This is a genomic window from Actinomadura sp. WMMA1423 (assembly GCF_006547145.1).
In the GTDB taxonomy this organism is placed as follows: Bacteria; Actinomycetota; Actinomycetes; order Streptosporangiales; family Streptosporangiaceae; genus Spirillospora.
This window is the reverse complement of sequence record NZ_CP041244.1, coordinates 9,166,735-9,187,592: the sequence shown is the minus strand read 5'-3', so window position 1 is coordinate 9,187,592 and position 20,858 is coordinate 9,166,735. Positions and strand designations below refer to the sequence as shown.

General features: G+C 72.7%; 15 protein-coding genes. 4 read left to right on the top strand and 11 right to left on the bottom strand.

The features are described from left to right. Positions 1 to 49: 49 nt before the first annotated feature. The 3 genes from FKD65_RS42350 to FKD65_RS42340 all read right to left on the bottom strand — a co-directional run bounded on the left by FKD65_RS42350 (position 50) and on the right by FKD65_RS42340 (position 3,471). Positions 50 to 691, bottom strand: a complete 642-nt coding sequence (locus FKD65_RS42350; RefSeq protein WP_240809865.1) for a response regulator transcription factor — start codon at positions 689 to 691, stop codon at positions 50 to 52. Between the two features lie 1,119 nt (positions 692 to 1,810). Beyond that, positions 1,811 to 3,010 carry a globin domain-containing protein gene (locus tag FKD65_RS42345; protein WP_141585703.1) on the bottom strand — a complete coding sequence of 400 codons (1,200 nt, stop codon included), beginning with the start codon at positions 3,008 to 3,010 and terminating at the stop codon, positions 1,811 to 1,813. Further along, positions 3,010 to 3,471, bottom strand: a complete 462-nt coding sequence (locus FKD65_RS42340; RefSeq protein WP_141585701.1) for an Rrf2 family transcriptional regulator — start codon at positions 3,469 to 3,471, stop codon at positions 3,010 to 3,012. Before FKD65_RS42340 ends, FKD65_RS42345 begins: the two co-directional genes overlap by 1 nt. Positions 3,472 to 3,692: 221 nt before the next feature. On the opposite strand from FKD65_RS42340, the gene FKD65_RS42335 reads away from it, so the two are divergent. After that, positions 3,693 to 4,580: a DMT family transporter gene (locus tag FKD65_RS42335; protein ID WP_141585699.1), complete on the top strand. Its 888-nt coding sequence runs from the start codon at positions 3,693 to 3,695 to the stop codon at positions 4,578 to 4,580. Beyond that, the gene (locus FKD65_RS42330; RefSeq protein WP_141585697.1) at positions 4,577 to 5,446 is read left to right on the top strand and encodes a DMT family transporter; all 870 of its coding nucleotides are present in this window, start codon (positions 4,577 to 4,579) and stop codon (positions 5,444 to 5,446) included. Before FKD65_RS42335 ends, FKD65_RS42330 begins: the two co-directional genes overlap by 4 nt. Here the strand turns inward: FKD65_RS42330 and FKD65_RS42325 are convergent. Beyond that, on the bottom strand, positions 5,424 to 6,497 hold the full coding sequence (locus tag FKD65_RS42325) for a hypothetical protein (RefSeq protein WP_141585695.1): 1,074 nt from the start codon (positions 6,495 to 6,497) through the stop codon (positions 5,424 to 5,426). The genes FKD65_RS42330 and FKD65_RS42325 overlap by 23 nt on opposite strands. Positions 6,498 to 6,526: 29 nt before the next feature. Between FKD65_RS42325 and FKD65_RS42320 the strand changes: the two genes are divergently transcribed. Next, complete coding sequence (locus FKD65_RS42320; RefSeq protein WP_141585692.1) at positions 6,527 to 7,258, top strand: polysaccharide deacetylase family protein; 732 nt, start codon at positions 6,527 to 6,529, stop codon at positions 7,256 to 7,258. A gap of 8 nt (positions 7,259 to 7,266) precedes the next feature. On the opposite strand, the gene FKD65_RS42315 is transcribed toward FKD65_RS42320, so the two are convergent. The 6 genes from FKD65_RS42315 to FKD65_RS45225 form a co-directional block, all read right to left on the bottom strand. After that, entirely contained in the window at positions 7,267 to 7,842 is a 576-nt protein-coding gene (locus FKD65_RS42315) for a hemerythrin domain-containing protein (protein ID WP_141585690.1), read from the bottom strand. A gap of 143 nt (positions 7,843 to 7,985) precedes the next feature. Next, positions 7,986 to 8,441, bottom strand: coding sequence for a protein-disulfide reductase DsbD domain-containing protein (locus FKD65_RS42310; RefSeq protein ID WP_141585676.1), 456 nt, complete (start codon positions 8,439 to 8,441; stop codon positions 7,986 to 7,988). Continuing rightward, positions 8,438 to 8,974, bottom strand: coding sequence for a thioredoxin family protein (locus FKD65_RS42305; RefSeq protein ID WP_141585674.1), 537 nt, complete (start codon positions 8,972 to 8,974; stop codon positions 8,438 to 8,440). Before FKD65_RS42305 ends, FKD65_RS42310 begins: the two co-directional genes overlap by 4 nt. 65 nt (positions 8,975 to 9,039) lie before the next feature. After that, positions 9,040 to 11,394 (bottom strand): arylsulfatase, encoded by a 2,355-nt coding sequence (locus FKD65_RS42300; protein ID WP_141585660.1) that lies wholly within the window; start codon positions 11,392 to 11,394, stop codon positions 9,040 to 9,042. Positions 11,395 to 11,581: 187 nt separating this feature from the next. Further along, positions 11,582 to 14,368 carry a protein-arginine deiminase family protein gene (locus FKD65_RS42295; protein WP_141585658.1) on the bottom strand — a complete coding sequence of 929 codons (2,787 nt, stop codon included), beginning with the start codon at positions 14,366 to 14,368 and terminating at the stop codon, positions 11,582 to 11,584. Then, the gene (locus FKD65_RS45225; protein WP_205718470.1) at positions 14,365 to 17,694 is read right to left on the bottom strand and encodes a hypothetical protein; all 3,330 of its coding nucleotides are present in this window, start codon (positions 17,692 to 17,694) and stop codon (positions 14,365 to 14,367) included. The genes FKD65_RS42295 and FKD65_RS45225 overlap by 4 nt, the downstream gene beginning before the upstream one ends. Before the next feature lie 323 nt (positions 17,695 to 18,017). On the opposite strand from FKD65_RS45225, the gene FKD65_RS42285 reads away from it, so the two are divergent. Then, positions 18,018 to 19,835 carry an alpha/beta hydrolase gene (locus FKD65_RS42285; protein ID WP_205718469.1) on the top strand — a complete coding sequence of 606 codons (1,818 nt, stop codon included), beginning with the start codon at positions 18,018 to 18,020 and terminating at the stop codon, positions 19,833 to 19,835. Between the two features lie 62 nt (positions 19,836 to 19,897). Here FKD65_RS42285 and FKD65_RS42280 read toward each other — a convergent pair whose 3' ends face one another. Further along, positions 19,898 to 20,839 (bottom strand): LysR substrate-binding domain-containing protein, encoded by a 942-nt coding sequence (locus tag FKD65_RS42280; protein WP_141585656.1) that lies wholly within the window; start codon positions 20,837 to 20,839, stop codon positions 19,898 to 19,900. Positions 20,840 to 20,858: the final 19 nt, after the last annotated feature.

Sequence of the window (20,858 nt, the reverse complement as noted above, 5' to 3'; positions counted from 1 at the left end):
AACGTAGGACGCCCGCGTCGAGCCCGGTTCGCGTCCCGTCAGAGCCCGGTCAGGGGTTGTTCCGGGGCGGGTCGATGAGCCCGGCGAGGGCCGCGCGGTTGACCGCGTCGAGCCGCGATCCGGCGCCGAGCTTGGCGAAGATGTTGCGCAGGTGGCGCTTCACCGTCGCCTCGGTGAGCGAGAGCCGGTTCGCGATCTGCCGGTTGGTGAGCGCCCGCGCGGTGAGTTCGAGCACCTGCCGCTCCCGCTCGGTCAGCTGGACGTGCTGCGCGCCGTTCTCCTCGGGCAGGCTGCGCCGCGAGACGCTGAGCACGATGCGCTCGGGGTCGTCCACCGCCTGGATCGCCGAGACCAGCTCGGTGCGCGTCACGGTCTTCAGCAGGTAGCCGCGGATGCCCGCCTCCAGCAGCGCGCGCAGCAGCTCGGGCCCCTCCTGCATGCTGAGGATGATGACCTTGGTGGCGGGCGAGTGCCGCCGGATCCGCCGCACCGTGGTGACGGCGTCCTGCCCGGCGCCGCCGACCTCCAGGAGGACGACGTCGGGACGCAGGTCGGCGACCGCCGTGAGGGCCGCCTCACCGTCGCCGGCCTCCCCCACCACCTTCAGGTCGGCGTCCTCTTCGAGGATCTCCCGCACGCCCTGCCGGACGAGGGTGTGGCTGTCGACGATCAGCACGGTGCGCGGCGTCAAGACCACCCCCGGAATGCGGCGGTCCCCCGTTCCGACCGATGGCGGTGCCGGCAGAATCCGGCGGCCCGCTCTTTCGCACATTCACTCATGAAGGCTCCGATCGGCACGGCCTCGCCGCACTTCGAACCCGGACGCTCCCGCTCCGCCGCCCATCTCCCCGTATTGTGATATTGAAGTTGGATCGGCTGGAGAAGGCCGTTCCGCCGCCCCTCAGCGGACCAACGGTAACACGCGGCGTTCCGCCCCGCCACCCGCGGATCACCATTCTTAATCCGGTGCGGATGGTTGAAAGTGAACCCTTCCTAACGGCCCGGTTCACCGCCGCCGCCGAGATGATCGCCCGCCCGCCCGGCGCCCGCCCGCACTCGGTCATGCCGGCGGCCGTGGCGCCTGCGCACGGCCCGAAGGCCTGCCGGCGGGGCCCGCGAGCCGGCGGCCCGGCGCCGAGGAGGCGCGCGGCGGACGGCGCCGAAGAGCCGGGAGGGCAAGGGCCCACCGGGATCCGGGCGGCCGGACGCTCCCGCCCGCCGGCCGCCTCACCACCGCCGGCCCGGCCACCACCTGCCCGTACACCGTCCGGCACCATGAACGGGCACCTCTCCGCCTAGACCGCCTCGCTCGCCTCGCCATGGCGCCCGATGCCCAAATTCCGGCCCGTCAATCCTCCGCGAAGAAACCGATCAACGGTCACACAACGGCCTCAAGGATGCGCGCCGAGTCACCTTCCGCAGATTAGGCTCGCCCATCGCCCGCCAACGGATCTTCATCCCCGAGGGGCGATTCTCTGTCCGGACCCGGAAATCCCCAATGATCCGAGTCCCCTTCCCGGATCTTTCCCCTTGCGCCGGACAAGCACATTCGGTAAGACCGCGTCCCGCACTCCCGTCCTCCCGCGCCCCGTTCCTCCACACGTTCGGCCCACTGCGTATACGCCACATACCCCCCGCCACATACCGCCCGGGAAGGCGGGTGGTATGTGGCGGGGGGCATGTGACGGGGGGTTCGTGGCGGGAGGAGGAAGCCGCGTCGCTCAGTTCGCTCCGGTCGCCGCCCGGCGCGCCGATTCCCTCCCTCCGGGGCCGCGGTGGGACGCACTCTCGTTCCACGGCCCCCGGGCGCTCAGTCGCCGGCGTTCCAGAGGTCCGGGCCGAACACCTCGTAGTGGATGCGCTCGTCCGAGACCCCGGCGGCGGTCAGCCCGCGCCGGATCCCGCGCATGAACGGGATCGGACCGCACATGAAGACGCGCGCCTTGCGGGGAAGCGGCAGCGCGGCGACGTCGATCCGGCCGGGCCGGACGTCCGGTCCCTCGGCACCTTCCGCGTCCTCGTACCAGGTCAGCTGCCTGAAGTCGCTCAACCTGGCGCCCGCCTCGGCGACCTGCCGCCGCAGCGCGTGGGTGCGCGGGCTCCGGTCGGCGTGCACGGCCAGGACCGTGCGGCCCGGCTGCGCGGCGGCCAGATGGTCGACCATCGCGGCGACCGGGGTGATGCCGATGCCGGCGCTGACCAGGACGAGCGGATCACCGTCGTCCTCCATCACCACGTCGCCGAACGGCGGGGACACCTCCAGCACGTCCCCGGCCCGGACGTCGTCGAACAGGAACGTCGTGACGGCGCCGTCGGGCGCGGCGCCCTCGCCGCGCACCCGCCGCAGGGTGATCTGGGCCGTGTCCGCCGCCGTCCGGGAGAGGGTGTACTGGCGCGGCTGGCGCAGCCCGTCCGGGAGCGTGACCGCGACGGAGACGAACTGGCCCGGACGGTGCGCGGGCACGCCGCCCCCGTCCGCGGGGGCGAGGACGAGGGAGATCGTGTCCTCCGCCTCGTCCCGCCGCTCCGTGACCTTCCACGGCCGGTAGGGGGCGGCGGGATCGCACGCGGCCTCCTGGTACAGCCGGGCCTCCTCGGCGATCAGCAGCGTCGCGAACAGCCAGTAGACCTCGGACCAGGCCGCGTGCACCTCCGGCGTCACCGCGTCGCCGAGCACCTTCGCGACCGCGTCCATCAGGTGCCGTCCCACGATCGTGTACTGCTCGGGGCGGATGCCGAGCGAGGCGTGCTTGTGCGCGATCCGCGAGAGGATCTGCTGGAACGGGACGGCCGAGTCGGCGGCCACCAGGTGCTGGGCGAACGCCGCCACCGAGCCGGCCAGCGCCCTGCGCTGCTCGCCGTTGGCCTGGTTGCCCTGGTTGAACAGGTTCCGCAGTTCGGGGTGCGCGGCGAACATCGCGGCGTAGAACTCGCCGGTGATCGCGGTGCCGTTGGCGGTGACGGCGGGCAGCGTGGCCCGCACGATCTCGGCGTGGTCGGTCGAGAGCATCAGAGACCTTCCTCTGCGGAGGACGCCGCGGCGGGTGCCGGCGGCGCGAGGGAGAGCAGGACCGGTTCGAGGGGGTCGGTCACGAGATCACCCAGCCGCACCTGGTTCAGCGACGCCAGGAAGGCCTCCTGCGCCGCCCGCAGCGCCCCGCGCAGGCGGCAGCCGCCGCGCAGCGGGCAGGGCGGGTCGTCGCATTCGACCGCCTCGCCGGGGCCCTCCAGCACTCGGACGATCTCGCCGACCGGTGTGGCGGTCACCCCGTCGGCGATGACGACGCCGCCGCCCCGGCCGCGGGTCGTCGCGACGAACCCGTCCCTGCGGAGCCGCTGGACGATCTTCGCCATGTGCTGCGGCGCGACCTGGAGGCGTTCGGCCAGATCGGCGGCGGAGCGCCGCTCGTTCCGCGCGGCCAGCAGCATCAGCACGCGCAGGGCCAGGTCGGTCGACTGGGTCAGGTGCACGGCTTGATCATAGTTTGAATCGGAATCTCGGAGTCCGATTTAGCGCTGTGGGGATCGCCACAGCGCGGCGCCGCAGCGCACGACGACCGCATCCTTGGAGCTCGGGCGCGCACACCCTGCGGCCGGCGGGTTTCGGCTGGACCCGGGAGGCGGATTCGGGCAGCCGGACCCCGGGTAGGAGATCGTCGCGAGAGTCACGGCGGGGGAAATCGTGAATCGGGATGAGCCTTCTCGGGATGGGCGTCGCCGTGGTGGCGGCCTGCCTCATCGGTCTCGGCTTCGTGGCCCAGCAGCACGCGGCCTTCCAGGAGCCGCTGGGACGGATCCTGCATCCGAGCCTGCTGCTGGACCTTCTGCACAGCAGGCTCTGGCTGTCCGGCATCGCCCTGATGATCGCCGGTCAGCTCGTCTTCGCGGTCGCGCTGGACCTCACCAGCGTCACCCAGGCCACGCCGGTGCTCACCGTCAACCTCGTCTTCGCGCTGATCGCCGCGCACGTGATCTACCGCGAGCCGCTCGGCGGCAGGGCACTGCTGGGGTCGCTGATGCTGACCGGCGGGGTCGCGCTGTTCCTCGTCATCGGGCAGCCCCACGGGGGCACGCCGCCCGGCGAGCTCTCCTTCCGCTGGGTGGGCGGAGCCGTGGTGCTGGGCCTCGCCATGCTGGTCGCGGTGGGAGGGTCCCATCGGGACCTGCGCGTCCGCGCGATGCTGCTCGCCTCGGGCGCCGGGCTGCTCTACGGCCTCCAGGACACGCTGACCCGCAGCGTCGTGCTGCTGTTCGACGGGGGCGTCCCCGCCGCCTTCATGACGTGGCAGCCCTACGGCCTGGTGTGCGTCGGAGCGCTCGCGCTGCTCCTCGCGCAGAGCGCCTTCGACGCCGCGCCGCTGCGCATCTCGCTGCCCGCGGCCACGGCGGCCGAGCCGCTGACCGGGATCGCGCTGGGCATCGTGATCTTCGGTGAGCGGATCAGGCTCTCCGCCGGCGACCTGGCCCTGGAGGCGCTGGGGCTGGCGGGCATGGTGGCGGGGATCGTCGTCCTCGGCCGGTCGCCGTACCTCGGCAAGCCGGGCGACCGGGCGGCGCGGGAGGAGGGAGGGGACCTGTGATCGCCGTCGTCCTGGGCCTGCTGGCCGCCGCGTCCAACGCCCTGGCCTCGGTGCTCCAGCGCCGGGCCACCGAGGCCGCGCCCGAAGCCGACGCCTTCAAACCGTCCCTCATCATCGACCTGCTGCGCCAGCCGCTCTGGCTCGGCGGGGTGGGGGCGCTCATCGCCGCGTTCCTCCTGCAGGCCGCCGCGCTGTCGCAGGCGGGACTGGCGCTGGTCCAGCCGCTGCTGGCCGCCGAGCTGCCGTTCACCATGATCATCATCGCCTCCCTGCCGCCGCGCGGGCTGCACCGGGTGCCGTGGACGGGGGTCGTCGCCCTCACCGCGGGCCTGGCCGGGTTCCTCATCGCGGCGGCCCCGAGCGGAGGCCGGAACATGCCGGGCACCGGTGAGTGGCTGGTCGCCACGGTCGCCACGGTGGGTTGCGCCGCCGCCCTGGTCGCGGTGGCGTGGCCCATGCGCGGGCCCGTCCGCGGAGTGCTGCTGGGCGTCACGACGTCCCTCGGCTTCGCGCTGACGGCCGCGTTCATGAGGACGGCCACCCGCGAGTTCCCCGCGGGCATCGGCGCCGTCCTGACGTCCTGGGAGCTCTACGCGATGGCCGCGGCCGGGGTGACCAGCCTGTTCCTGCTCCAGAACGCGCTGCAGAGCGGCAGCCTGGTCGTCGTGCAGCCCGCCCTGACCGTCACCGACCCCGTCGCCAGCATCCTGCTGGGCATCGGCCTCTTCGGCGAGCACCTCAGGGCCGGGATGTGGATCATCATGGAGGCGGCGGGCATCCTGCTGGTCCTGGTCGGCAGCGTGCTCATCGCCCGGTCCCCCATGCTCTACGGGGAGCGGACCGTCACCTCAGCGCCGCGCGGATGACGTGCTCGGCCCCGACGGCGTCGAAGAGCGTCTCCACCCGCCGCGCCCAGGCCGCGCGCGCCCGCTCGTCCGCGAACCGGTCCAGCGCCTCGAGAAGTTCGTCCGGCGACCGCGCGAGAGCGCTCAGGCCCGCCCGCGCCATCGCCTCGGCCCCGTCGCGCCCGTGGCCGGGGATCGGCCGGTAGGAGACCACCGGCAGCCCGCAGGCGAACGCCTCCCGGCACGTCTGGCCCGCCGCGTTGTCGACCAGGGCGTACGCCCCCGCCATCAGTCCGGGCATGTCGTCCACCCAGCCGAGGGCGTGCCCGGCGCCGTCCTCCCGGATCCGGGCGCGCAGCCGCCGGTTCCGGCCGCACAGCACGACCGGCAGGTACCGGCCGGACGCCGCGAGCCCGCGCGCCGTCTCGGTGACCCGGCCGACGCCCCAGGCCCCCGCGGAGACCAGCACGATCCGGTCCCCGGGCCGCGCGCCGGTCGCGACCCGGAGCCGCCCGCCGTCGTCCGCGCGCAGGAACCCGGGCCGCACCACGGGCGCGACCCGGTCGGCCGGACGTCCCGTCCGCTCCGCCACCGCGCACGCCGAGACCTCGTCCGGGCACAGGTAGCGGTCGTTGCCGGGGTGCAGCCACATGCGGTGGGCGGCGAAGTCGGTCACCAGCACGAGCGACGGCGCCCCCAGCCGCCCCCGCGACCGCGTCCGCCCGGCCGCCTGCGCCGCGAGGTGGAAGGTCGACACCACCGCGTCCGGGGGGAGCTCGGAGATCCGCCGCTCGAGCCCCCTGGCGATCAGCGCCGTCAGCGGCGACGCGGGCGGCGGGCGCGGCGACACGAAGAACGCCTGGTAGATCCCTTCGTACAGCCAGGGCGCCCACCGGAGCATCCCCTCGTACGCCGACCTGAGCCCGTGCCCGAGGCGCAGCGGGACGAGGTCCAGCACGTCGACGAGGCGCACCTCGACGCCGAGCGGCGCGACCCGGCGCGCCAGCTCACCGGCGACGGCGTCGTGGCCCTCCCCCATGGCCGCCGTGAGGATGAGGAGTCGTTTGCCCATGCGTTCGATCCCCCTGTGAGACTTGTCCCATGTCGCATCTGACGCGGGGCCTCGCCGGGCTGCTCCTGGCGCACGCCCTGCCGGCGGCGACCTGGCTTCCCCCCGTCCGCCGCCTGACCCCCCGTCTCGCGGGCCGCGGCGAGGCCCGCCATGTCGCGCTCACCCTGGACGACGGGCCCGACGCCCTCTCCACGCCCCTCTTCCTGGACGAACTGGCCCGTCTCGGCTGCCACGCGACCTTCTTCGTCCTCGGCATGATGCTCCAGCGCAACCCCTCCCTCGGGCGGCGCATCGTCGGCGACGGTCACGAGATCGCCGTCCACGGCTGGCACCACGGCAACCCCCTGGTGACCCGCCCCGGCCGGGTCTCCGCCGAGATGCGCCGCACCGTCCGCCTCATCGAGGACGTCTGCGGCGTGAGCCCCTCGTGGTACCGGCCCCCGTACGGCGTCCTGAGCGCCGAGGCCCTCTTCGCGGCCCGTCGCGACGGGCTCCGGCCCGTCCTCTGGACTGCCTGGGGCAAGGACTGGACGGCCTCCGCGACCCCCGGCTCCGTGCTGGTCGCGCTTTCCCGGGGCCTCGGCGGCGGCGCGACGCTCCTGCTGCACGACAGCGACTCCACCTCGGCGCCGCACGCCTGGCGAGCCGCCCTCGGCGCCCTGCCCGGCGTGGTGGCGACCTGCCGCGCCGATGGCCTGACCGTCGGCCCGCTGCGCGACCACGGGGTCCACTCCGCGAGGACGTCACCCGGCCACCCATGACCGGCCGGTCAGTCTTCCCGTTTGCCGAGGGTCTTGTGGATCGCGTCGCGGGCGCGGTCGGCGGCCGCGGTGAACGGGCCGACCACCAGGTTGGCCGCGGGGGACTCGATCCCGACGTGCGGACGGGTGGGCGCCACGGCCTCGGCGGCCCTGACGGCGGTGGCCATCCTGTGCAGATCCCGCTCGGAGGCGTGGGCCCGGATCCGGGGGAACTCCTCTTCCTCCTCGTGCCGGGCGTGGTCCATGACGAACAGGCGCAGGTCGCCGAGCCGCCGGAGGAAGTCAGAACTCGCGGGCCCGAAGTAGTCGGCGTCCGACAGGAGCTGCTTGGCCTGGTTCTCTTCGGCCAGGCGGGCGGCGACCACGTCCCGCCCGTCCTCGATGTGACGGCGGGCGTAGGGGTGCACGACCTCCTCCTCCGCGGTCTCGTGCACGGCCAGCAGCCGGCGCAGCCGCTCGAAGGCGGCGGTCCGCTCGGCCCCGGCGGAGGCCTCGACCCGGTCGAACAGGTGCCGGATCTCGGCGTGCTGCCGCAGCAGCAGGTCGACGACGTCGTGGGCCGCCTCCTGTGGTCGCTCGCTCACTCCTGCCCCCGCAGAGTCGACAGTGCTCGCGAATAGGACCTGCCCCCACTGCGGAGACAAAACCACTCGGGCCGGTCAGCCGGTCGCTCGGGCGCGAGAAGCGGTCTTCCAGGGCCCGCACGCCTCTCACGTCAAGCGCCGTCTCAGCGGGTGAACGTCACCGCCGCCACCCGGTCGATCACCGGTGGAAGGCACACCGTGCGGCTGCAGGCCCCGTACGACACGACGACCTCCGCTGTGCGGCCCGTCCGGCGCACAGGGAGCGAGACCGTCACCGGCCCGTCCGGATAGACCGGGAGCCGGGTGTCAAGGAGCGGCAGGTCCAACCAGCGCACCGGCTTCTCCGCGCGGGGAGCACCCGTGGCCGCCAACCCCGCCCGCACGCCCACCCGCGTGGGGATGCCGAGCCCGCCGGACGGCAGATCGAGACTGTAGATGTGAAAACCGGGACGGGTCGGACGGAAGGTCACCTCCACCTCGCGCGCCGAGGCGGTGATCGCCACGTCCACCTCCCCCTCCGTGAACCGGGCGGCGGCCGACTCCTGGGCCGTCCCGCACCCGGTCAGGAGTACGGCGGCGAGGAGGCCGATCCGCTTCACTTCCAGCGCCGGAGGAACGCGGCGACGTTGGCGGGCAGCAACCGGTCGTCGGAGGAGGCCGGATACAGGCTCCCGTTGCCGGCCGTCCGCACCTCGCCCTCCGGCGAGAGGACGACCAGAGCGGGGATCCCGGTCCGCTTCAGGTCCAGCCCGTACTTCCTGGCGAGGTTCAGATTCCGGTCGATCCCGCCGACATCGACACTCACCAGGTGATAGCCCTCCAGAAGAGGCCGCACGCTCCGGCGGCGGAAGGCGTACTGCAGGCTCGCGCATTCGCCGCACCATCTCGCACCGAAGTCGAGGAGCACGGGGCGCCCGTCCGCCCTGGCCCGCGAGAGCGCGGCCGCGATCTCGGCCCCGGCGTCGGCCTTCGGGTCGTAGGCGCGCGGCAGCCTCGCCGGCGGCGCCGAAGCCGGTGGGGTCGTCGCGACGAACCCGGGGCGCTCGGCCCTGACGGCTTCCCCCGCCGTTCCGCAGGCGGTGGCGGCGAGCAGCGGCGAAACCAGGAGAAGGGCCATTCTGACGGCAGGCATACCCCCATTCTCTCCGCAATGGAGGAATCGGCGCCAGTACGGTCGCGGATGCTCCCCTGCGGAGGTCAGTCGACCATGAGCCAGCCGCGCACCTCCGCCTCGTGGTCGATGAAGCGGTCGCCGGAGACGTCGATGACGACCCTGTCGATGGCGCCGCCGGTGAACCGGAACGGCGGCGCGTAGTCGGGGGTGACGGGCGAGCCGTCGGCGCGGCCCACGCAGAGCCCGTCGCCGGTGGGGCAGAAGTAGCTGGGCTGGGTGATGAGGCGGGCGTCGGCCGCCTCCTGCTCGTCGACGTAGAGGGTGAGGGTCCCGGTGGTGCCGGGCATCTCCCGGTCGGTGCTGCGTTCCCCGGCCCTGAACTCGGCGGTGAACACGTGCCTGCCCGGCTGGAGCGCCAAGTCCGCGCTCACGGTCTGCAAATGGGTGCCCACCCAGTTGTAGGCGTAGTGCAGGCGGCCGTCCTTGATGTAGAGGCTGTGCCCGCCGCCGACGCCGCCCTGGACGAACAGAACGCCCTCGGCGTCGGCCGACCGGATCTCGACCCCGGCCACGACGGAGTACGACCGGCCGGCGAGGACGACGGAGGACTGCTCGGGCACCGGCGCGCAGTCGGGGTAGTAGACGTAGCGCTCGCGCGCCGGGGTGCCCTGCGGGCGTTCGGACAGGGTCTGCTCCAGCGCGGTGCGGTCGTCCAGCGGCAGCCCGTTGTAGTTGCCCGCGAGGTAGTACCACAGGCTCTTCATCCGCTCGAGCCGGCCGGGCTCCCGGTCGGCCAGGTTCGTGGACTGCGCCCGGTCGCGGGTGAGGTCGTAGATCTCCCACACGTCCTCCTCGAACCTGCCCCAGCCGCTCAGCGGGGGATGCGCGGTGCAGGCCAGCCACCCCTCGTGGTAGATCGCGCGCTGGCCCAGCATCGCGTAGAACTGGGTCCGCTTCCCCGGCGCCGAGGGGTCGGTGACCGAGGCGGCGAAGCTCTCGCCCTCGATCGGGCTCTGCGGGCGCCCCCCGAGCACCTCCGGCGGTTCGATGCCGAGCAGGTCGTAGAGCGTCGGGGCCACGTCGACCGCGTGGACGTACTGGTGGCGCACCTCGCCCCGGGCCTTGATCCTGCCGGGCCAGGCGACGATGCACATGTCGGCGACGCCGCCCTCATAGCCGGCCCAGCGCTTCCAGTAGGGGAACGGGGTGTCGAACGCCCAGGCCCATCCGGTGTTGTAGTGGTTGTAGGAGGTGGTGCCGCCGAGTTCGTCGATGCGCTCCAGGGACAGCTCCGCCGGGCTGGGCAGCCCGTTGAAGAACCGCATCTCGTTGAACGTCCCGTCCGGGCCGCCCTCGCCGCTGCCGCCGTTGTCGGAAACGGCCACGATGATCGTGTTGTCGAGCTCGCCGGCCGACTCCAGGAAGTCGATCACCCGGCCGAGCTGGTCGTCGGTGTAGGTGACGTAGCCGGCGAAGATCTCGGCCATCCTGGCGAACAGCCGCCGCTCGCCGGCGTCGAGGGAGTCCCACGGCCGGACGGTGTCGAGCAGCGGCCAGGGCTGCCCGTCCGGTCCGGCGGACTCCGGCTCGCCGTGCGGGTTGATCACCGACAGCCGGGTGTCCTCGGGCAGCAGGCCGATCTCCTTCTGGCGGCGCAGGATCTCGGGCCGGATCGCCTCGTAGCCCTGGTCGAAGTTCCCCTTGTACTCGTCGGCCCATTCCTTGAAGACATGGTGCGGCGCGTGGGCCGCGTCGAGCGAGAGGTACATGAAGAAGGGCTTGTCCGGATCGACGGCCTTGGCGTCGCGGATGAACTGGATGGCCTTGTCGGACAGGTCCTTGGCGATGTGGTAGCCGTCCTCGGGCCTCGCCGGCGCGGCGACCTGGTGGTTGTCGTGGACGAGGGTCGGGTACCAGCAGCTCGATTCGCCGTTGAGGTAGCCGTAGAACCGCTCGAACCCGCACCCGAGCGGCCAGCGGCCCTTGTAGGCGGCCATGCTGGTCTCCCACCCGGGGGCGAGGTGCCACTTGCCGACGCAGTAGGTGTTGTACCCGCGCTCGACCAGGACCTCGGAGACGAATCCGTTCTCCACCGGGATCCGGGTGGAGATCCCCGGGAACCCGGCGCTGAACTCGGCGACCGTGGCCATCCCGTTCGACGTCGCGTTCCGGCCGTTGAGCAGGGAGGCCCTGCTCGGCGAGCACAGCGCGGTGGTGTGGAAGTTGGAGTAGCGCAGGCCCAGGTTCGCGATCCGGCTCATCGTCGGCGTCCGCACCGGGCCGCCGTAGCAGTCCATCGTCCCGTAGCCGACGTCGTCCCACACGATCACCAGGACGTTCGGAGAGCCCTTGGGCGCCCACGGCGACAGGAACGGCTCCCAGTCCGGCTCCGAATCACGGATGTCCAGAGCGATCCTGCCCTTGAAACCTTTCGCCATGACGTCTCCCCCGCAGGCCGAACGCGCGGCGGGCACCCCTGGTACCGGTGCGCGCCGACCGGCGCCGTCGCGTGCGGAGGCCGTGTCCTGCTCACCGGTGTGCCCGTTGCCGCGTTCGTTCCCGCCACGGCGGAAGCGGCACGCGGTCCTCTTCAAGGGATCGCGATGAAACGGTCACTTTCCCGCGTCAGCGCCACCAGCGGAGGCCGGCGGGGGCGGCGCGCAGCGTGTTGGTCCCGCAGTGGATGGACCCCAGGCGCACGTGGTAGTACCACGCCTCCACCCAGCTCACCCGGTACCCGAGCCGGTCGGCCACCGCCTCGGTCCAGGCTTCGAAGAGGTCGACCTTGCGCTCGGGGATCTGGAGCTTGCGCCAGGCGCTCCCCCTGAGGAAGCCCCGCGAGTCGAACGCGCCGGGGTTGGCACGGATGATCTGCCGGCGGATCTCCCTGCGGTCGGTTCCCCTCGGCCAGCCGTCGAGAAACGCCGAGGTCAGCTTCTCGGCGTCGTCTCCGGCGAGGTCGCCCGCCACGGAGCCGGCCCGGGCCCAGAAGACCGTGCGGTCGAGTCCGCGGGCGCGCAGCCACTGCGGGGTGAACCGCGACGCCTTCACGTCCCTGAACTGCTGGGCGACCGTCCGCAGGACGCGGACGGCCGCCTCGACGTCCATCCGCGGGCCGTGCGGCCGCGGGACCAGCAGCCAGGGGGCGGCGACCTGGAGGTTCGCCAGGTTGGGGGTGAAGGCCGCGGTCTGCTCGGCGAGCGCCGACCGGTCGTCGAACAGGACCGGGAGCTTGAGGATCTCGATGGCGCCGTACTCGGTGGTCAGCTTCTCCTCGGTCTCCGTCAGCTGCCCCTTAGCCGGGATGGGCGCCCCGCCCGGCCCCGCCCGGGGACCGGCCGGCTCCGGGTCCTCCAGGTCCTCGTTGGTGCCGTCGCGGAAGTAGTCGAACTCGAAGATCGAGATGCCGGCCGGCAGGGACGGGGTGGTCGGCCGCCAGGGCGAGTCGGGCAGCGGGAGCGGGGAGTTCGGGATCGGTCCGCTGAAGTCGCGGTACCACGTCGCCATCGACAGGTAGATCTCCGGCGGCTCGATCGGCAGGAGCTGCCCCCTCTCGTGCTGGTGCAGCCACTGCAGGCCGCGGAGCAGGTGGGTGACCGGGTTCGCGCCCTCGTAGGTGAGCCGCGCGGCGCGGATGGGCAGCCAGTTCTTGTACCGGGTCAGCTCGCCCGGCGACAGCCCCGCCATGAACTCCTGCCGGGCGGCCTCGATCAACCGGAGCGCGACCAGCGGCGACGAGCGCAGCACCGCGCCCGAAGGGCTCTGGGGGTCGCGCAGGTCGGGCACGAACGCCAGCACCTCGTCGACGTGCCCCACATCCAGCCAGCTGGTGTCGACCTCCAGCACCCGCTGCCCGCTCTGCGTCTGGCCGCGAAGGAAGGCCAGCAGCTCGGGATCCATGTCGGTGGCGGTGGAGCCGTCCGGCTGCCGCGTGGTCTGGTTGCCGACGACGACCACGCCCGCGGGCGCCTTGGCGTGCGGGGGGCCGACCTCGATGTTGCCGCCGAAGTTGTGGCTGGAGTGCCACTGCTGGAGGCGCTTCTCCAGCCGCCCGACCTCCGCCTCCGCCATCAGGAACTCCTGCTGGGGCAGCTTTCCCACGGCCGGCAGCCGCAGTCGGAGCTGTGGCGCGCCCTGCGGGACCGGGATCTCCCGCCGCACCTCCTCGACCTGCTTCTCGGCGTTCTGGACGAGCCGCGCGAGCTTGTCGTGCTGCTTGAACCAGGGCGAGTCCGGCCGGTCGGCCGCCGCCTTCGCGACCTGCTTCAGCCGGCCGGCCAGCGCGGGCAGCTCGTTGCGGGCGCGGAAGAACTCGACGGTCGCGTCCCCGAACACCGCCACGGTCGTGTTCAGCTCGACCTCGGTGCCGATCCGCGCGATGGACTCGAACAGCTGCCGGCGCAGCATCTTCACCCGGATCATGATCACGAGGGCGCGGTCGCTGCCGACGAAGCCGAGCCGTCCGGTGGAGCCGTCCGGGGAGGTGATGGTCAGCTCCCGGTCCCAGAACGACTGGCAGAGCCCGAGGTCCCGGCTCGGGAAGTGGCCGGTCACCACCGAGCTCAGGTTGGGCGCGACGACCCCCTGGGCGGCGTCGGAACGGGTGCGCGGGGTGTGCAGCAGGACCCGCAGCGGGCCGTCCGGGGTCTCGGTGAACCCGAGCTGGTACTGGTCCTGGATCCAGCTGTCGCCGCCGTGCGCCTCCATCGGGATGAGCGTCAGCGGCACACCGATCGTCTGGAGGGCGGCCTGCACCTCGGCGACGGCGGGCTGGTTGTCGTCCAGCGGCCTGGACAGGTCGTCCGAGGTGACCTGGCACATGTAGAGCCGTTCCAGCGCGCCCGCGTTCCCGATCAGGACGAACGGCGACAAGGTGAACAGGACCTCGTCCTCGACCACCGTGCCGCCCGGGTCGTCGCGCTCCAGCCGGACCGTGATCCGGTTGCCCGGCAGCCCGGGGGGCGGCTTGCTCAGCACCGTGTTGCCCGCCGGGACGGCCGGCAGGTCCACCGCCTCCAGGGAGAGTTTGCGGGGGAACGGGCCGACCGGCAGCCGGAAGCGGACCCGGTTCCCGGCACCGGCCCCGGCGAGCCGGCGGCCGGTGGCGTCGATCACCGCGCAGCGGAGCGCGTCCGCGCCCTCCAGCACGACGAACAGCGGACCGGGCGCCGCGGCGACCTCCTCCACGAGGAGGCCGGCCGGCTCGTCGTCCCCCGCGGTCTTCACCGGCAGCTCGCGGTCCAGCTCGACGGGGTCGCCGGGAGTGACCTTCGCGGGCAGCCGCCGGGTGTCGTTGTCCAGGTTGGCGCGGACGAGCGCCCCCGGCGGCGCCAGCCTGCGGGCCCATTCGCCCGGCCGGGCGGAGACCCGGCCGTCGCGGTCGTAGTCGGCGTGCAGCCGGTAGGCGGTCATCGCCCACCGCTCGCGGCGTCGCGACCCGTCCCTGGAGTGCCGGCCGCGGAAGTGGTGCCCGTCGACGAGGTGCCCGTGGAAGGGGTCGTCGAGGGGGTGGTCGTGGGCGTGCTACCCGAGGACGAGGTGGTCGTAGACGGAGTTGTCGTGGGCCTGGTGCTCGCGGGCGTGGTGCCCGTGGGGGTGGTGGTCGTGGGGGTGGTGCCCGTGGGGGTGGTGCCCGTGGGGGTGGTGCCCGTGGGGGTGGTGGTCGTGGACCTGGTGCTCGCGGGCGTGGTGGTCGTGGGGGTGGTGGTCGTGGGGGTGGTGGTCGTGGACCTGGTGCTCGCGGGCGTGGTGCCCGAGGACGAGGTGGTCGTGGACGGAGTGGTCGTGGACGGCGTGGTTGTGGACGTGGTGGTCGTAGACGGAGTGGTCGCGGTCGGGGTGTGCGCGGCGCTGTGGGGGCTCCCCGGTCCGTCGGCCAGCGTCATCGGGGTACCGGGCTTCAGGGCGTCCCGCAGCGGCGGCACGTCCGTGACGTCCTGGACCAGGACCAGGTCGGTCGGGATGATCACTTCCCAGGGCTTGGAGTTCGCCGGGTACGGCACGCCGTTGTCGAGCTTGCCCAGGTTGGTAGTGATCTCGTCGATGATCGGCACGTACAGGTCGTCGTCGATCCGCGGCACGTCGTTGCCGTCCCAGATGTTGCCCGTGTAGACGAAGTAGGCGACCGCGCTCTCGAAGCCGGGCCGCACCGGGACCTGGACCCGCGCGGCCCCGGCGCGCAGGAAGGCGGCGAAGTCGGCGTCCGGGTCGGTGATGTTGAGCGCGGAGATCCACCGGGCCCGCCGCCCCCACAGGTGCGGGTAGCAGACGTAGAGCATGTTCTGCCACTCGAACGCGTTCTCCAGGAACCGGATGAACCTGCCGTTGGCGTTGGCCTTGTCGAGGTCCAGGACCGGCTCGGACGGGCCGCCGGCCACCGGCGCCTTGAAGGAGTCGAGGTCGAGGTCGGGCTTCTTGGCCAGCATCATCACGACCCACTTCTTCAGCTCGTCGCGCTCCACCCGCCGGTTGACGAGCGGGTTGCGGCCGAACTGCCGGTCGGTGCTGCGCTGGAGCTCGCGCTGCGCGGCCCGCTCGTTGTACTCCGCGAGCTGCTGCTGGTAGGCGGCGATGACGGCGTCGTAGACCGACTGCTGCCACCGGGCCTCCGCCTCCGGCGTCACGACGCATCCCACGTCCACGCCGACCGACCACGCCAGCGCCGTCACGACGATCGAGATGGAGATCTCCTTCTCGCCGGACGCGGTCCCGCTCTTGGCGCCGAAGATGTCGGTGTAGACGTAGAGCTGGCCGCCGATCACGATGTGGAAGTTGTGCAGGCCGGCCGCCTCGAACAGGTGGGTGGCCTGCACCGTCACGGTCTTGGCCGCGTACCCCTCCGGAATCTCGATCTTCCCGGCGCGGCCGAAGTTGGTCGTGTTGGTGCCGTCCTGCTTGTCGAAGAAGGTCGCGGTGCGGATCGACGGCGGCGGAGCCGGCGCGTTGGCGACGCGGTACCTGGCGACGTACTCGGTGTAGTTGGCGCGGGTCAGGTACGACGGCCGCAGCGGCTGCCCGTCGGGCGTCGTCGGCGCCTGCGGCTTCACCAGTTCGCTGTCCTGCGGCGGGTTCTCCACCAGCCCGTAGAGGAAGTACGCCGCCGGCTCGGGCACCACGAAGTCGAACATGAACCGCTGGCCGTAGTTGAAGACCTGGGCGTCGTAGACCTTGTTCAGCCAGCGGTAGACGCCGCGGACGTGCTTGGGGAGGCTGTTGCTGAAGGCGTGCCGGTTCGTCTCCTCGAACTCCTCCAGCGTCCGCCGCCGGACGAGGCTGCGGACGCGCTCGCGCACCTTCTCCGCCGTGCGCTGGGTGACCTCCTGCGAGAACGAGGAGGCCTTGCGCTGCGACTCCTCGGTGGAGGCCGAGCTGCCGGCCTTGACGCTGGAGGAGAACGACGCGGCCGGACCGTAGCTGCCGCTGACCTGGAGCCCCGCCTCGATGTCGAGCTGGCTCTTGACGTGCTTCTCCGCCTCGGTCTGCAGTTCGCTCCGCTCGGTGGACTGCAGGTCCCGCTCCTTCTCGGTCTCTGTCTCGGTCTCGTCCTCCGTGGTCACCTCCACCTGGGTGAGCCGGCGGGTCGAGCGGTCCCGGGTCTCGCCCGACATCACGTTCTCGATGTGGGCGAACTCCCCCAGCTCGTAGGCCTTGATCTTCTGCCGCACCACCAGCAGGTCGGCCAGGCCGGCGGCGGAGTGCTGGGGCGCGGGCGGCGGACCGCCGCCGACCCCCCGGGTCCCGGCGCCCATGGCCCGGTGGAACCGGTGCAGGTCGATCTCGCCGCCGTCGAAGGCGAGGGTCCCGGACGGGCCGGCGTCGGCCGCGGCCCGCGCTGTCGCGTCCTGGATCTCGGCCTCCAGCACGGGGATCGCCCGGAACGGCCGCAGGTCGCCCGCGGGCAGCCCGAGCCGGTCGAGGACGCCCCGCGTCCGCTCGCTCAGCCCCGCCGCGGCGGCGTCGGAGAGCCTCGGCTCGGCGTCGGCCGCCTCCGAGACGTCGGGTGCCTCGCCCGGAGCCGCCGCCGCCGTCACCGACGGGAAGTCCAGGTGCGTGCCGTCGTGGACCAGCCTGAGCAGTTCCCGGTGCGCCCGTGCCAGGTCGTCCAGCCAGACGCGTGCCTCGTCGTCCTGCTCCGCCGGTCCATGGCCTTCCGGTGCGTGCTCGGCCGGTGCGGGCGGAGCAGGCACCGGCGCCGGAGCCCCGGGCAGGTGCGCGAGGAAGCCCGGCAGCGTCGCCGGGCGGCTCATGACGTCCCCGAGCGACCGCTCATGTCCGACCGCCCGCGCCGAGGCGGCCAGGCCGAGGAGCTTGGCGTCGAGGAGGTCCCGCTCCGCCGTCCCCGCGGGATCGCCGAGGAGCGCCGCCGCGAGCAGCCGGTCGCTCAACCCGGCCCGCGCGGCGGCGAACTCCGGGGCCTCGACCAGTTCGTTCAGGGAGCGCTCGTACTCGCGCGAGACGAAGCCGTCCAGGTCGGCCTCGCCCAGTGAGCGTTCCTCGTTGGCGTAGAACCAGGCCCTCAGCGGAGCGACGTCCAGCTCGGCGGTGCGCTCGGTCTCGTCCCGCGGGTGAAGACCGGCCGCCGTCTCGCGGAGCCTCCCCCGGTCGGCGCCCGCCGCCGCGGCCTCGGCCAGCCTCCGGTACAGCTCTGACGTCTCGACCATGACCGGCATCCCGGCCAGGGTCGCCTGCTTGCGCGCCGGGCGCACGGTGATGAACCGGAATATGCCTTCACTCGCCATCGAGGTCCCCCCTCGGTGTTCCTGCCGTCGCTCCTGTGGACGGGGCGAGACTCGGCTCCCCGCAGAATGCGCTCAGTAGTCACGAGGTGACATCAGGGAAACCACTTCCATCCCTGGCCGGACCGGGCCATCGCATCGGGGGAAACCCCCGAGTCCCGCAGGCGCGGCCGGTAGGGGGCATGCGTCAATCGGCCTGCCGGGTGATGTCAAGGGACGGTTTTCCGGCCTGCCGGTGGATCGCAGTGGACTGCGCCGCGCCCGAGAATCTGGGGACCAATCCGCGCCCGGCGCGGGAAGGCATCGATCCCCACGAAGGGAACCGCATGCGCCTCAGACACAGGATGCTCGTGGTCGGCACGGCCTGGGCGGCACTCGTGCCCGCCCTGGCCCCCGCCGCCCTGGCCGAGCCCGGCGCCGGCGACGTCCGGGCGGGCGCCCGGGCAGGCGACACGACGAGCCCGGCCGAGAAGAAGCGCGTCGACCGCGTGCCCGCCCCGAAGCCCGCCTGGTACAAGTGCTACGGCTACGCCGAATGCGCGACCGTCCGTCTCCCCCTGGACTACGACGATCCGAAGGGCGCGACCACGGAGATCGCCGTCCTGAGGGTGCGGGCGCGGAACGCCGAGAAGCGGATCGGCAGCCTCTTCCTCAACCCGGGCGGGCCCGGCGGCCAGGGCACCGCCATCGCCTACCAGGCTCCCGACTTCCTCGGCGAGGACGTCCTCGACCGCTTCGACATCGTCGGCTTCGACCCGCGCGGCATCGGGTTCAGCTCCAACGTCGCCTGCTTCCGCTCCACCAGGGACCAGACGCTCGCCATGGCGGGGATGGACGTGGCGTTCCCCCTCGGGGCGAAGCAGGAGGCGGCCTACGTCAAGTCGGCGAAGGCGCTCGGCAAGGGCTGCTCCACGACCGGGAAGAAGCTGGCGGGCGCGATGTCCTCCGCCGAGGCGGCGCGCGACATGGACGTCCTGCGCCGCGCGGTCGGCGACGAGAAGCTGTCCTACCTCGGCTTCAGCTACGGGACCGCGATCGGCCAGTACTACGCGAACATGTTCCCCGACCGGGTGCGCGCCGTCGCCGTGGACGGTGTCATCGACCCCGTCTCCTGGGTCGGCACCCGCAAGACCGCGGGCCGGATCCTGGACGACCGGCTGCGGTCGGCCGACGGCGCCTACAAGGCGCTGCGGGAGATCCTCGTCCGCTGCGGCAAGGCGGGCAAGAAGAAGTGCGAGTTCGCGGCCTACGGCGATCCCGTCAAGAACTTCGAGGTCCTCGCCAAGCGGCTGAAGGCCGGGCCGGTCGACGTCGACGGGGACAAGGTCACCTACGCCGACTTCATCGGCGCCGCGCTCGGCATGCTGTACGACCCGAGCGGCTACGAGATCATCGACGCCATGGCCACCGACCTGTGGAAGGCGACCTCGCCCGCCTCGACGGCGGCGCAGGCCGCCGAGGCGCGCAGGGCGCTCGCCGCCCGCATCGCGCAGCGCCGGGCCGAGGTCAGGCGGCAGAAGGAGGCCGCGCAGAAGGTCTCGGCCAAGGACTTCCCCTACGACAACTCCTTCGACGCGTTCAGCGGTGTCACCTGCACCGACGGCCTGCATCCGAAGAAGGCCGGCGCCTGGCCCGCGTTGACGGCCGCCTCCGACAGGCGGGCGCCCTACTTCGGGCGCGCGTGGGGCTGGGGCAGCGTCCAGTGCGCCGGTGACGCCTGGACGGTCCGCGACGAGGACGCCTACACCGGTCCGTTCAACCGGCGGACGAGCGCTCCCGTCCTGTTCGTGGGGAACTACTACGACCCGGCCACGAACTACAAGGAGGCGGTCTCGTCCAGCAAGATGCTGCCGAACAGCCGCCTGCTGTCCAGCGACAGCTGGGGCCACACCGCCTACGGCACCTCGGACTGCGTGACGAAGGCGGTCGAGGGCTACCTCGTCCGCGTGGCGCTGCCGCCCGCGGGCAAGGTGTGCGTCGGCGACGTCCAGCCGTTCGCGAAGAACCCCGAAACGGTGCTCGAGACCAGGGGGCCGGCGGACGCGAGCGCGATGGCGACCCAGGTGAGCGCCGCCGGGAACGGCTCGAAGCTGCCGCCGGTCGCGGTGCGCGTACCGGCGTCCGTCCTGCTCGGCACGCGGTGAACTGATCGTCCGTGACGCCGGGCGGGTCCCCTGGGCCCGCCCGGCGTTCGCGGGAGCTCTCGTCAGGGCCGGCGGACGGGACGATCGTCGCCTTCCGCTCCGGGAGCACCGTCCCGCGCCTCCCGCACGATCCGCTGGATGACGGAGACGGCTCGGGCCAGGTGCTGTTCCGTGCGGTCGGTCCGGTACGCGATCGCGAGGTCGACGCTCATGGCGGGCCGGACCAGGGGCCGGAAGACGACGCCTTCCAGGGCCAGGGCCGTGACGGGCTCCGGGACGACGGCCAGACCGAGACCGCCCGCGACGAGGGTCACCAGGGTGGAGGTCTCGCCGACCTCGTGGCGGATCCGCGGCTCGACCCCGGCGCCGCGGAACAGACCGAGCACCACGTCGTACATCACCGAGCGGCGGTCGGCGGAATGCACGATGAGGTCGGCGCCCGACACGTCCGTGACCCCCAGCTCCGGCAGCTCGGCCAGGGGGTGGTCGCCGGGGACGGCGACGACCAGCCGGTCCCGGCGCAGCGGCAGCACCGTGAGCGACGGATCGCCGATCGGCGGCCGCAGCAGCGCCACGTCGATCGCGCCGGACCGCAGGGCCGCCGCCTGGTCGGGCACCAGCATCTCGCCGCGGAAGGAGAAGTCGACCCCGGGCAGCTCCGCGAAGAGGCCGCGGGAGATCGCGGGCAGCAGGCTGTAGGTCGCCGAGCCCACGCAGCCGATCGCGAGATGGCCGACCGCCCCGGCCGCCACCCGCCGGGCCTCGTGCGCCGCCTCGGCCACCTCGCCGAGGATCTTCCGGGCCCGCGCCAGGTAGCCGCGGCCCGCGTCGGTGAGCTCGACCCGGCGCGTGGTCCGATGGAGCAGTTCCACGCCGAGGTCGGCCTCCAACCGGCGGATCGCCTGCGACAGGGGCGGCTGGGCCATGGCGAGCCGTTCGGCGGCGCGTCCGAAGTGGAGCTCCTCGGCGACGGCGACGAAGTACCGCAGGTGGCGCAGATCCATATGTCTGGCATCTCAATTG

What these genes read in the sequence shown, in the direction of transcription:
- FKD65_RS42345 (WP_141585703.1), bottom strand. Translation starts at nt 3,010, where the DNA reads ATGCTCTCGACCGACCACGCCGAGATCGTGCGGGCCACGCTGCCCGCC.
- FKD65_RS42335 (WP_141585699.1), top strand. Translation starts at nt 3,693, where the DNA reads ATGAGCCTTCTCGGGATGGGCGTCGCCGTGGTGGCGGCCTGCCTCATC.
- FKD65_RS42325 (WP_141585695.1), bottom strand. Translation starts at nt 6,497, where the DNA reads ATGGGCAAACGACTCCTCATCCTCACGGCGGCCATGGGGGAGGGCCAC.
- FKD65_RS42320 (WP_141585692.1), top strand. Translation starts at nt 6,527, where the DNA reads ATGTCGCATCTGACGCGGGGCCTCGCCGGGCTGCTCCTGGCGCACGCC.
- FKD65_RS42305 (WP_141585674.1), bottom strand. Translation starts at nt 8,974, where the DNA reads ATGCCTGCCGTCAGAATGGCCCTTCTCCTGGTTTCGCCGCTGCTCGCC.
- FKD65_RS42300 (WP_141585660.1), bottom strand. Translation starts at nt 11,394, where the DNA reads ATGGCGAAAGGTTTCAAGGGCAGGATCGCTCTGGACATCCGTGATTCG.
- FKD65_RS42295 (WP_141585658.1), bottom strand. Translation starts at nt 14,368, where the DNA reads ATGACCGCCTACCGGCTGCACGCCGACTACGACCGCGACGGCCGGGTC.
- FKD65_RS45225 (WP_205718470.1), bottom strand. Translation starts at nt 17,694, where the DNA reads ATGGCGAGTGAAGGCATATTCCGGTTCATCACCGTGCGCCCGGCGCGC.
- FKD65_RS42285 (WP_205718469.1), top strand. Translation starts at nt 18,018, where the DNA reads ATGCGCCTCAGACACAGGATGCTCGTGGTCGGCACGGCCTGGGCGGCA.
- FKD65_RS42280 (WP_141585656.1), bottom strand. Translation starts at nt 20,839, where the DNA reads ATGGATCTGCGCCACCTGCGGTACTTCGTCGCCGTCGCCGAGGAGCTC.